Source organism: Candidatus Nitrospira nitrosa (genome assembly GCF_001458735.1).
Lineage (GTDB): Bacteria > Nitrospirota > Nitrospiria > Nitrospirales > Nitrospiraceae > Nitrospira_D > Nitrospira_D nitrosa.
Genome location: NZ_CZQA01000001.1, coordinates 1,793,124 through 1,804,237 on the forward strand (window position 1 = coordinate 1,793,124; position 11,114 = coordinate 1,804,237).

The 11,114-nt window shown below is 54.2% G+C and carries 10 protein-coding genes and 1 pseudogene; 7 read left to right on the forward strand and 4 right to left on the reverse strand.

Annotated features, from left to right (window positions below):
* Positions 1-14: 14 nt before the first annotated feature.
* From COMA1_RS08545 to COMA1_RS21990, 3 genes are all read right to left on the reverse strand, one after another.
* Positions 15-2,921: a PAS domain S-box protein gene (locus tag COMA1_RS08545; protein ID WP_090746611.1), complete on the reverse strand. Its 2,907-nt coding sequence runs from the start codon at positions 2,919-2,921 to the stop codon at positions 15-17.
* Positions 2,922-3,278: 357 nt separating this feature from the next.
* Positions 3,279-3,710, reverse strand: a complete 432-nt coding sequence (queF, locus tag COMA1_RS08550) for a preQ(1) synthase (protein WP_090746615.1) — start codon at positions 3,708-3,710, stop codon at positions 3,279-3,281.
* 13 nt (positions 3,711-3,723) lie between these two features.
* On the reverse strand, positions 3,724-3,972 hold the full coding sequence (locus COMA1_RS21990) for a methylenetetrahydrofolate reductase C-terminal domain-containing protein (RefSeq protein ID WP_090746618.1): 249 nt from the start codon (positions 3,970-3,972) through the stop codon (positions 3,724-3,726).
* 443 nt (positions 3,973-4,415) lie between these two features.
* Here COMA1_RS21990 and COMA1_RS08560 point away from each other — a divergent pair, with 443 nt between their 5' ends.
* The 5 genes from COMA1_RS08560 to COMA1_RS08580 all read left to right on the forward strand — a co-directional run bounded on the left by COMA1_RS08560 (position 4,416) and on the right by COMA1_RS08580 (position 8,548).
* On the forward strand, positions 4,416-5,309 hold the full coding sequence (locus COMA1_RS08560) for a thiamine pyrophosphate-dependent enzyme (RefSeq protein ID WP_086425302.1): 894 nt from the start codon (positions 4,416-4,418) through the stop codon (positions 5,307-5,309).
* 21 nt (positions 5,310-5,330) lie between these two features.
* A complete protein-coding gene (locus tag COMA1_RS08565) occupies positions 5,331-6,047 on the forward strand; it encodes a 2-oxoacid:acceptor oxidoreductase family protein (protein WP_090746621.1) in 717 nt (238 codons plus the stop codon).
* A 20-nt stretch (positions 6,048-6,067) separates the two neighbouring features.
* Complete coding sequence (locus COMA1_RS08570; RefSeq protein WP_218055327.1) at positions 6,068-6,391, forward strand: pyruvate ferredoxin oxidoreductase; 324 nt, start codon at positions 6,068-6,070, stop codon at positions 6,389-6,391.
* A gap of 16 nt (positions 6,392-6,407) precedes the next feature.
* Entirely contained in the window at positions 6,408-7,172 is a 765-nt protein-coding gene (locus COMA1_RS08575; protein ID WP_090746624.1) for a carbon monoxide dehydrogenase beta subunit family protein, read from the forward strand.
* Between the two features lie 170 nt (positions 7,173-7,342).
* The gene (locus COMA1_RS08580) at positions 7,343-8,548 is read left to right on the forward strand and encodes a transketolase C-terminal domain-containing protein (RefSeq protein WP_342672692.1); all 1,206 of its coding nucleotides are present in this window, start codon (positions 7,343-7,345) and stop codon (positions 8,546-8,548) included.
* A 137-nt stretch (positions 8,549-8,685) separates the two neighbouring features.
* Here the strand turns inward: COMA1_RS08580 and COMA1_RS08585 are convergent, their stop codons facing one another.
* A complete protein-coding gene (locus tag COMA1_RS08585) occupies positions 8,686-8,934 on the reverse strand; it encodes a hypothetical protein (protein WP_090746630.1) in 249 nt (82 codons plus the stop codon).
* 38 nt (positions 8,935-8,972) lie between these two features.
* Between COMA1_RS08585 and COMA1_RS08590 the strand changes: the two genes are divergently transcribed.
* Positions 8,973-10,151, forward strand: a complete 1,179-nt coding sequence (locus tag COMA1_RS08590; RefSeq protein ID WP_090746633.1) for a small ribosomal subunit Rsm22 family protein — start codon at positions 8,973-8,975, stop codon at positions 10,149-10,151.
* A 138-nt stretch (positions 10,152-10,289) separates the two neighbouring features.
* A pseudogene (locus tag COMA1_RS21570) lies at positions 10,290-11,114 on the forward strand (IS30 family transposase); the annotation flags it as partial.

The window sequence follows — 11,114 nt, forward strand, 5'->3', positions numbered from 1 at the left end:
GTATGCCGCGCGTGTCAAGCCGCGTTTTCCAACCAGGGCGCCAATGCGTGATGCAGCTGATCGAAGGTAAAAGGTTTGGCCAGGTATCCATCCATCCCGGCCGCCAGGCACTGTTCTCGATCGCCTTCCATCGCATTGGCTGTGAGCGCGACAATGGGGAGATGGCGGCGATGGGGGCGGCGGCTTTCTCGTTCGCGAATCAACCGCGAAGCGTTCAAGCCATCAAGGTTCGGCATCTGGCAATCCATGAGAATCAAATCGTAGGGTCGGGCGTTGACTGCATCGAGCACTTCCTGTCCGTCTTCAGCAATATCCACCGTACATCCCAACAACTCCAGCATCGCCACGGCGATTTCACGGTTCACGACATTGTCTTCTGCGAGCAAGACTGTTCCGTGGAGAGTGGCTGGAGCCTGTTGAAGCGCTGCTAGGACGGATGACATTTTCTTCTCCGGACCAACCTCCAGCGGAACGGTAAACCCGAACGTCGAGCCGAGACCGGGTGTGCTTTCGAGATCAACGGTTCCTCCCATCAGGTGAACAAGCTGTTTGACGATTGTGAGACCGAGACCCGTTCCTCCAAACTTGCGGGTCGTCGATCCGTCTGCTTGGGCAAATGCGTCGAAAACGTGGGCCTGGGATTCACATGGGATGCCGATACCGGTATCACGAACCGTGACACGAAGCAGGATCTGTTCCGGATCACGCTTGAGGCAGTCTGCGATCACGGCGATTGATCCGGTGGCGGTAAATTTAATGGAGTTTCCGATCAGATTCAGTAGGATTTGCCTGAGTCGTGTCGGATCTCCCCGGAGCACCGTGGGAATGGTCGGCGTTACTGTGGCGGATAGGGAAAGCCCCTTTTGGCGAGCGGCTTCTGAAAAAAGCTTGACTGCATCATCAAGGAGGTGAGAGAGGTCGATATCGGTGTGCTCAAGCTGGAGCTTCCCGGCCTCGATCTTTGAGTAATCCAGAATGTCATTGATGATTGTGAGTAATGAGGCAGCAGATTGTTGCACGGTATGAGCCATATGGCGTTGTTTCTCAGTGAGAGGAGTCGCCAGGAGCAGTTCGGTCATGCCGAGAACTCCGTTCATGGGGGTACGGATTTCATGGCTCATATTGGCCAGGAATTGAGACTTTGCGACACTGGCCGCTTCGGCGGCATCTTTCGCAAGCGTCAATTCTTGTTGAACAACCTTGAGCGTCGTAATGTCCGAGGCGACACCCAGGAAACTCGTGATCGTCCCTTCCGGATTGCGTAGCGCGGTAATCGTCAGGAGGACGGTAAGTCGACTGCCGTCCTTTCTGATGTAGGTCCACTCGTGGGTATTGGGAAGGTCTCGACGACATTTTTCGACGAAGACGTTAAAGCCGGGCTCCAAGTCGATACCAAGCTCTGCGGAAAAGGCCTGGGCACGTGCCACCACTTCCTGGGGATCGTGGAAAACTGCAGGTGTCAATTTCCCAACCAATTCGTCGGCCGAATAGCCTAAGAGCTGTTCGGCGGCAGGATTGAACACACGGATGATTCCATCTGGGGTCGCTGATATGATGGCGTGCCCGGCATTGTCTAGGATTGCCTTCTGAAACTCCGACAAGTCGCGAAGCGCTTGTTCGGCACGTTTTTGTTCGCTGATGTCTCGTACGGTTGCCTGTAAGCCTGTCTTTCCCTGGAGGGTAATCCGTGTCAGGAGCACGGTGGCAGGAAACGCTGGGCCGTTGATACGCCGGTGCATCCATTCAAAATAGTGGGACCCCTCTTGCATAGCTCTCTGGATTACCGTGGGCGCTTTGCTGGTAGAGAGTTCGCCGTCTGCTTGAACAGGCGGGGAGACATCCCAGGGGCCTAGTGAGGTGAAGTGCTCGGCACTATCTGCGCCAAAGAGATCAACGGTTGCGGGATTACAGGCTGTGAATTTCCACTCCGGTGGAAATAAGAGCATGATGGCATCCCGTGATGATTCAAAAATCCCACGATATTTCGTTTCATTCTCCCGGAGAGTCAATTCTGCCTGAGCTCGTTCTGCAGTTTCCCGCTTTAGATCGTCGACGGTATCGTTTAGTTGCGACGTCTGACTTGTGACGGCATTCCCGAGCCAAGACGTGAATGTCTGTATCAAGTCAGTCTGCCTGGTCAAAAGCCCAAGGGTATGGTTGATGAGTGCGACCGTTCGCTCGATTTCTCCGCATTGAGATGGAAGGGTGAACGTGGGATCCGTTCCAGGGGCTTCGATCGAAGGTTTCAAGTCAGGAAATTGCTGGGTGAGCGAGGTCAATGTCGTTTGCAATCGGGTAGCTGTATCGCGAAAGAGGGCGGAGATGCGATGCATGCTGAATAGAGCGAGGAGTACAGTCGATCCGATCAAGAAGACCCCGGTCAGAATTGATCCCTGTGTTGCAAGAGTCACTTGCCGCTGCATCTTGGCGAGGGGAAACTCGATGCGAACCCATCCCGTAATCAGCTGTCCATTTCGAAGCGGCTCGACGGCCACGAGGAAGTGGGATTCATGGGATAAGGTATCGTATCCAATAATTTCGCTTCCCTGTTCCCGTGCCTGAGTCGTGTGGGAATCGGTCACGGTGTGTCCGACCCGTCCCGGTTCAGTGGAGGCAATGATCATCCGGTCGACATCCAACAGATCCACGCGGGCAATGTCTGGATCATCGTGATAGCTATCCAAGACCGATTGAAGCAGGTGCAGGTTCTCGTTAGGGGCGACGGCTCTCAATATCGTGAACGTACGTCCGATGGTGTGGGCATGGGATCGTGTGGCTTCTTCGAGCGAGGTCCTGATCTCGTCCAATCGCCATGCGGTGGCGACGAGTAAAATGATTCCCAAGAGTAATGAGAGTGTAACTATGGTGCGCAGACGAATGTCTTGCCGCCAGAGGGCACGAAGGTGACTGAACAACGACATGGCTGATCGCTAGATGAGAGGTCTAGTCAACGCTCCACACGTTCGGACCCGGGGTGTCCTTTCCCGCACGAACGTCGCGTGTGCCGTACTCATATAAGATGAGACACCATCTCCTAAAGAAATGCGAGCATTTTCCAATATGCCAAGCGGGTCAACGGCATCCGATGGTGTGTCTCTGCAATGCACACTGCATTGCTTTGGGATGTGGGCCTGCACCAGTCCGCTCTCCAGCGACCGATATGTTCTGCTAACCAGAGCCAGGGAAGACGATATGGGGATGTGGACGGGAAGGTTCCCGCCAGGCCAGCAATGCTCCGAAGGCGACCAGCCATGAGCAGAGGGGAGTCCTTGGGGAAGCTAGGCTTTCCGAGTCTGCGGATATCGGGCTTCAATTTTGCTGGAAAGCCCGCCTCGTGCCGTGAAAGTACCAGTCACTGTTGCCCACACAGGTCGACAGGATTTGACGATATCCTGGAGGATGCGGTTCACGGCGTTCTCATAGAAAATCCCGAGATTCCGGTACGCGTGGATGTACATTTTGAGTGCCTTGAGTTCAAGGCACTCTTTATCCGGCATGTAGTGCAGCGTGATCGTGCCGAAATCCGGCAAATTTGTTTTAGGGCAGATCGCCGTATACTCTGGAATTTCGATGGTAATTTCATACCCCTCATACTGATTGGGGAAGGTTTCAATCTCGGGCAAGGGGGCGGTGATGCCGCTTTTGGCATGCCGCTCATTGTAGCCGAGCTTGGTGGCCTTAGGTTTTCTTGCGACTGTTTCACGTTTCACGTTTCACGCCTCACTACACTTGTTTCATCCATTCAGTCTGACCGATCTTTTCCAGTTCGAGGTACAGGGAGACCCATGGACACTTCATCTCAGGGTAGACCTCGCACAGTCCACCTTTTCGGACTCCTCCGCAGGGACCATGTGCCATGAATTTAGGGCACTCGGCCTTAAGTGTGTTATCAGGAATCGGGGGGCGCTTATGCACTCCACCAACATGAGTCCCAGCCTCGTCTTCGCCGGGGATTAGTACTCGCAGTGCCATACACCGCAGTGTAAACAGATTGTGGTAGATCGGCAATCTCTAAACAGGAATTGCCATGCATAAGCCAAGCAATCTCTCAGCAACCAGTTCCATCACTTGGGGCAAATGGCCTACGTCCGACCGTCGGGCCTAGGTCTTCTTTTGAAAACCTTGGGCCCTCTTTGAAGTTGCGTTGATTTTCGTGACGTTATACTATCCTTGGGGATTTGTGGCAGCCTGCAGGCCGGTGGAGTAACCGGCTGTGCAGAGAAAAGGCCGTACAAACATTGACAGTCTTTTTTCAGCTTTGCTAGGATGCCCAAGGGTTGGTGGTTCGGTTAGGGCGTGCCGAATAGTTCAAACCCTCAAGTCCTCAAGCTTTCTTTCGTGAGTCATGGTGTCGGTAGCGTGGCGAAAATATGCGCAACGGTATGCCGTTGCCAACGATATAAGGGAGGTGCCTAATGAGCCTTGATTATGTCAAGTTCTCCAACGGATTTGAAAAGTTTATGCCGAAGGAATATCGAGATTTGGTAGAGCATGGACCGTTTGGAAAGAAGGTCTCGGTTTCACAGGTGGGTAGTTTCAAGGAAGTCCTCGAAGAGCATCCCATGTGTGCGGGTTGCGCGATGACTCTCTTCATTCGCCTGGCCATGGTGGCGTTCCCCAATCCGGAAGACACGATTACCGTCGGGACCGCCGGTTGTGGTCGTCTCGCTATTTCACAAGCTGCGATCCCCTTTGTCTATGGTAACTACGGAGATCAAAACGGAGTGGCGAGCGGCCTTTCACGTGGCCTCCGCCTTCGCTTCGGCGACAAGCCTAAAGATGTGGTCGTGATGGCCGGCGACGGAGGAACAGCCGACATCGGATTCCAGCAGGTGCTCCATTCGTGGTTCCGCAAGGAACGATTTACGACCATCATGTTGGACAATGAAGTCTATGGAAATACCGGTGGCCAAGAGAGCGGTATGACCAACCGCGGTGCGGTGTTGAAGATGGCCCCTCTCGGGAAGAAGTTTGAGAAGATGGATATGCTGCAGATGGCGAAGGTCGCGGGTTGTGCCTATGTGGCCACTGTGGTGCCGAATAATCCACGTCGTGTGGAAAGCGTCATCAAGAAAGCCGTGCTGATCGCACGCGAAGTGGGATCGACCTATATTCAAGCATACACATCGTGCAACATTGAGTATGCCATTCCAACCGACAAGGTCATGGAAGATGCGAAAACGGTTGAAAATGATCGATATCAGTTCACGGAGTATGTCAGTGAAGAAGCGAAGCAGTACCTCACTGAGCGCTATGGCTACAAGGAATTTCTTGCCAAGCCGGCTGCTGCAATTCCTAACAAGGCCTAAGCGAACGAAGGAGAGTCCACGATGGCAAAGCGCTTCAATATTCGAATGGCAGGTGTCGGCGGACAGGGCGTCGTGACCGGATCGCATATTCTGAGCACGGCCGTCATCAATGCCGGTGGTGAAAGCACAATCGTGCCGTTCTATGGGTCGGAAAAGCGAATGGCGCCGGTCGAAAGCTATGTGCGAGTTTCAGATGAACCGATCTATGAGATCGGCGAAATCACCTTCCCGCACATCATCATCATCTTTCACCCTCAAGTCATTACCCACGGCAAGTCATACACGATGCCGTTCTACTTCGGCTTGAAAGAAGATGGGATTGCCCTGATCAATAATGATGGGCCGATGAATCTCCATCGAGATCAAGCGGCTGAGCTGAAAGAGCGGCGTGCAAAACTGTATTACTTCCCAGCCACGAAGATCTCGTTGGAAGTGGCTGGAATGGACCTCGCGACCAATATGGCGCTGATGGGCTGTATCGGGGCGATTACAGGGTTGACGACCATGGCGGGACTGGATCAGGCCGTGAAGGATCGGTTCCTAGGGAAAGGCTTCGTCGTGTCCGGTGGTACGGCCGCCCTCGACAGTGTCGTCGAACGGAAGTTCAAGAAGAAGCAAGAGCTGATCGAGAAAAACGTTGCCGTCATGCGAGCCGGATGGAACTACGCTGTTGATCATGGTTGGGCTGCGGCCGATGTCAAACGGGTGGACGAGCCTGTTGCAGCAGCCACCGCGTAACCGGTTATAAAGGAGTTTCCATGTACCTCGTAGCCGATATCAGTGTTGAAATTTGTGCCGCGAAGAGTTGTAAGCTCTGTACGCAGTACTGTCCGGAAGCCAACACCATCCTCTACAGCGACGAGATGGGTAAAGATCAAGGGTTCAAGTATGGATCCGCGTATGTCGCGGTCGACCGGTGTAAAGGATGTGCGCAATGTGTGTGGGTCTGCGACACTATGGCCAAAAATAATGCCATCAAGATGATCATGATCGACCAACTGCCGAAGGCGGCATTAACGGACAATGTTACGTATGGAGAAAAGAGCACCACGGCGGTGTTAGCAAGTCCGGTTGTCGGGTAAGGAAAGGGAATCAGGCGTGGCAATCACACAAGATACGAGAGAGCGAATCATCGTGCCGGGTCCGGCTGGATTCCATCCACCGTCTGCGGCTCAGTTAGGTGTCGACCTGCCAGATCCAGGGCAGGGGTTGTACTATGGCCTTCTGGAGCCAAACGAGGAAGTTGTCATTGAAGAAATGGCTCGCAAGATGCTGACGAGCCCGAATGCGACAATTTTCCCTGGTCCCCTGCTCTTGTGGGCCTGGAATGATCACGCGGTAGAAAAAGCAAAGGCAACATTGGAAATCGCCGCGCAGATCCCTGAAGTTATGATTATTCCGATGCCGGACTATCGTCCGAAGTATCCAAAGATCGATCCGGAAGAAGTCATCAATCCGAATCACCCCAATCTCACGATTTGGGGCAACAAGATCGAGGCCTGTATCTTCATCGGCGTGCATTGCCATTATGCCAATCTCACGCTCAAGATGATCCGGGCTGGCACCAATTGCTGCACTATGGCAATCTGCGCCGAACAAGGCCATGAGGATGCCATGCTCACGATTCGGGACTCCGATACTCTGAAGATCAAGCGTGTTGCACAGATTTTCAAGCGTGTCCGCGAGCAGATGGGTATTAAGTTGCCGGAGAGCGGAGAGAATGTCCGTTTTACCGGTACGCAATCCAAGGTTCATGGCGGTAAGACCCATACCAATCCAATGGCGTTTGCTCCGACTCCTGGTGGAGCGGGCAGCGCAGCGATGTTCGGCCATTCTGCGGACCAGATGAAGCGAGAAGGATAGGCTGAGCGAGTAGCTCACCGTCCATATAGAGAGGTGCGAATATGAGCGAAACCGAAGTGAAGAGCAATCCCCAGGGCGATCCGATCACCAGCGTGGCGGCTCCGACGAGCGCTAAAAAACAAGATCCGCATGGTGAAGCAAAACGACAGAAAGTGGTGACTCCCGAATACATGTTTCTTGAGGCACCGCGCACGAAGGAATTTATCACGGGCAGCGAAGCGGCCAAGGAGGCTATTCGCCGGTCAAACGTGGATTTAGCCATTGCTTATCCGATCACACCTCAGAGTGAAACCATGCAGCTGGTCGGAGTGCTCTACGGCGAAGGGTATGTGAAAGAGTATTATCGTGGTGAAGAAGAAGTCGGTGTCATGGCGGCCATCGCCGGCGGCTCTCGCGCCGGGGTTCGATGCTATACGGCTACTGCGGGACCCGGTACGTTGCGGGGATTGGAAGGTATTGCGTCATGGCCAGGCCACCGGCTACCGGTAGTTGCCATGTTCACCTGTCGCGTCGTCAATGCGCCGCTTGCAATTCAGCCGGACAATATCGAAGTCGCCTATCTCCTGAATTGTGGAATGATCGTGTTCCATGCCGAGAATCAACAGGACATGTTCGACTTCACGCTGGCAGGCTTCACGATCAGTGAGAAAAACGATGTGACCTTGCCGGTGGGGGTGTGCTGCGATGGGTTCTTTGTAACACACGCACGTGGCTACGTGCGCATGCAAGATCGTGGTATCAAGTTACCGCCACGTGAGGCCTGGCGCGGTGCCGTGCCGGTGCTCGATGCGGAGAATCCTCCCGCTCGTCTGTCCCGTGACGCCCCAGTTCAGAAGTCGAACTTCATGGCTTACAACATTCATGCGGTCTGGCAGCAAGAGGTGTGGGCGGCTGTCGAACGGTCACGTAAGTATATCAATCAGTACATGGGCGGCTTACTGACTGCGGAAAACGTCGATGATGCCGAAGTGATCATCATTGCGTCCGGCAGCGCAGCAGCGCAATCGCGTGAGGCCGTGCGGCTCTGTAAGGATAAGGGGATGAAGGTGGGATTAATCAAGGTCCGCTCACTCCGCCCGTTTCCGACGAAGGAGCTCCGCCAGTTGTGCGCGAAGGCCAAGCTGATTGTGGTTCCAGAATTCAACTACGTCGGTTGGCTGGCTAAGGAAGTGGCGACTGCCATTTATGGTTTCTCTAACGCGAAAATCATCGGCGGCCCTCGTGTTTACGGTGGGCAATCGATGCCGGTCGAGTTGATCGTGGATGAAGTCGAGTCTGGTATGACTGGTAAGAAGTCCACGAACGTCGCGATGTCGCAGGTCATGGGTGGTGCCGTCAATCCAGACGAAGTTGCCCAGTTTATGCGCAGCATCTAGGCAGCGCGTTATTATGAAATGAAAAGAGCCTGTCCGGGAAACCGGGCAGGCTCTTTTGTTGTGATGTGGCGAGTTTTTCGTGATCCGTAAGACGTGAACTGTCGGCGAACCACGATTTACGAGATATAACGCACAACCTATCCCTGTATCTCGTCTTCCACCATTTCCTCGCTGGCAGGCATCCCGTAGGCGACATATTTGGCGTAGGACAGATAGATCCCAGCACTGTCCGTCATAGCTTTGGACCCGGCCGTCAGCCGAACGACCTTGTCGGAGCCTGGGGGCTCAATATTTTGGAGCATGGCGACGTGGTCGTGTAGGAGTCGGATATAGCGTTCCACTGCCGATTCGACGTCTTTATAGGCCTTCAGAATATCGTCTGTCATGGTTGTCCTCCCTAATGCCTTGAGCATACACTACAGCTATGCAACGCCTCAACGTTCCGGTCTCACAAAGGCTTCTTGATGCCATCCAGGCCTCCGTTGAGGGAGCGAGCGGTTCGACTGTGCAGTTGGTTCAGGCGGTAAGCGAGCTGTCGAGAATCTTCACCAAAGAACGGGATCGTCTCCGTGTCTCGTATCTTGATAATAGCCAGTTAGGTAGGGCCTATCTCCAGTATTTCCTGCCGGTCAATCTTGCCAAGATACAGTTGTTACTGAATGAGATGCCTACGCGTGAAGAGGGCGAGAGTTTTTCAGTATTGGACCTTGGTTCAGGCCCTGGTACCGGAGCCTTGGCAGCCCTTGATTGGTGGCAACAGCAGGCATTGCCGTATGCCCTGTCCGTGACTGCTGTCGATGGTTCCAATGCAGCTCTTAGCCAAGCCCGACAGTTGTGGGATCGATACTGTCAGGCAGCTGGTGTTGGAACTGCACGGTTGCAAGCCTATGAAGGGGATCTTGAGGGAGGAGCCTGGCTCGAACGGGTTAAACAGCTGGGACACTTTGACCTTATTATTATCGCCAATTGTTTGAACGAGATATATGCAGATGCAAAAGACCCAATCGAGATGCGTTCTGGCCTGGTCACCGAATGCGTATCATTACTCAGCCCGCACGGTACCGTCATGATCGTCGAGCCGGCTCTACGCGAAACGTCCAGAGGGTTACTTCACGTGCGTGACCGATTGCTCCAAGAGAAGCGCTGCAACGTTTATAGCCCTTGCCTGCATGAAAACGACTGCCCGGCCCTGATTAATCCACATGATTGGTGCCATGAAGAACGGATATGGGACCCACCGGCTGTCATTCAGGAAATCGACGAACAAGTCGGCTTCATTAAGGATGCGTTGAAGTTTTCGTATCTATTGCTACGCAAAGACGGCAAGACCATTGTCGAGCGGGGGCCGGACGTCTATCGGGTGGTGAGCGAGTTGCGAGAAATGAAGGGTGAAAAAAGGGCTTGGCTGTGCAATGAACAAGGGCGACAAGAAGTCGGTCGTCAGGATCGTCTTGCCTCTAATCAAAACCAAGCATTCGACCAATGGCATCGGGGAGCCCTCGTGCAGATTGAAAAGGTTGTTCACAAAGAACGAGGTGGAAAGGTGTCCACGCTGGGACGAATTGAACAGGATGTGGCGGTGCGGATCATTCGTCCTGCCTAGCATCTGATCAAGACAGCAAAGTGTTTGCTTGGATGAATTCTAATTTGAAGTGCAACGCAGGTCGCGACGAAGAGATTTGGGTGGTGCGGTTCGATAGAGTGGGGCAGACATTTCACCTCCAGCAACGAGGAGTCTGCCATGCCCTATCAGCACCTCACCTTGGAAGAACGGTCAATGATGGCCCCGATGCGAATGCTTGGCTGGTCTATTCGGTCCATTGCAGCCCAGCTCGGGCGAGCGCCGAGTACCATCAGCCGGGAACTGCGACGGAACGGTGATGGAAGTGGAGCCTATGCTGGGTACTGGGCCCATTGCGATGCGCAGCGCCGTCGCCGTAACATTCGGCGGTCACATCTGACGAGTGGTATGCTGGCAACTTATGTCCAAGAGAAGCTGCAGTGCCGCTGGTCGCCCGAACAGATTGCTCACCGTGTGCGGGTTGACTATCCCCACGCCACTCAGATGCGGATCAGCCATCAAACGATCTATACATGGTTGGCAGCTGATCACCGCACGGGAGGATCTTGGTCGCGGTACCTCCGCCACCATTGTCGGCGTCGGAAACGCTACGGGAGTGGGCCGCGTGTCTCTCGCCGAGCGACCGGCCATTGCACAACGCCGAGGACGCCTGGGAGATTGGGAAGGGGATCTCGTGGTCGGTCGAGGCCAGCGCGGCTTCGTGGCTACGCACGTGGACCGGCGCAGTCGCTTTCTTCTGGCGGCCAAGGTGTCACGCCGGACTGCTACAGAGGTCACGGTGGCCACGCGGAAACTTCTGCACCCGCTTCCAGCGCATGTACGGCGGACCCTCACCGTGGATAACGGGAGTGAATGGGCGTCGTTTCGCTGTCTTCAACGGACCCTGGGGCTCCAGGTGTACTTTGCCGCTCCCTATGCGGCATGGGAACGTGGGACGAATGAGAACACCAACGGCTTATTACGCGATTATTTCCCGAAACACGC